General features: G+C 62.0%; 1 protein-coding gene. It reads right to left on the bottom strand.

Annotated elements, in window-relative coordinates; all coding sequences use genetic code 11:
- Positions 1 to 109: 109 nt before the first annotated feature.
- The coding region (locus tag ACFQS1_RS40615) for a hypothetical protein (RefSeq protein WP_378978432.1) at positions 110 to 516 on the bottom strand (407 nt) is incomplete at its 5' end.

Raw genomic sequence — 516 nt, 5'->3', positions numbered from 1 at the left:
GATCCCGGCGGGCCTCGACCGCCAACCGGGTCGCACGCTCACGCAGCTCATCGTTGTACTTCTTCGGTGCAGGCATCGCCGGTGTTCCTCCAGGTTTCGATGTCTCCATCTAACCCGGGGCGGAACAGTTCATCTTCGAAACCTGAGAAGTGGAACACACCAGCATCTGCTGTGTCCACGCTACGGGCGAACCCGCCCCGGACGGCCGGAACGCTCGATGAAGTGCATTGATTGCCGCTGTCCGAGCTCGACCAAGTGCGGCGTTCAGCCGATCCGGCCAGTCATGGTGGGCGAGTTGGGCCGCCACCAGAACGTCGCGCCAGTCCTGCTGCGCCATCGCCAATGCCTCAAGGAACCGTTGACTGTTCCCGTCCGACAGGAGGATCACTGGTAAGTAGTCCCAATTCCCGTGGGTGACTGTGCGTGACACGGACAGTTGGTGTGTGATCGGGCGGTCGTGATGGTGTTGGTTTGCGGCTATGACGGTCTCGTCGGGTGTCACGGTCCAGGCGGATG

This window comes from Paractinoplanes rhizophilus (assembly GCF_042664765.1).
GTDB lineage: Bacteria > Actinomycetota > Actinomycetes > Mycobacteriales > Micromonosporaceae > Actinoplanes > Actinoplanes rhizophilus.
The sequence above is the reverse complement of the archived record's forward strand: the minus strand, read 5'-3'. Positions and strand labels throughout refer to the sequence as shown.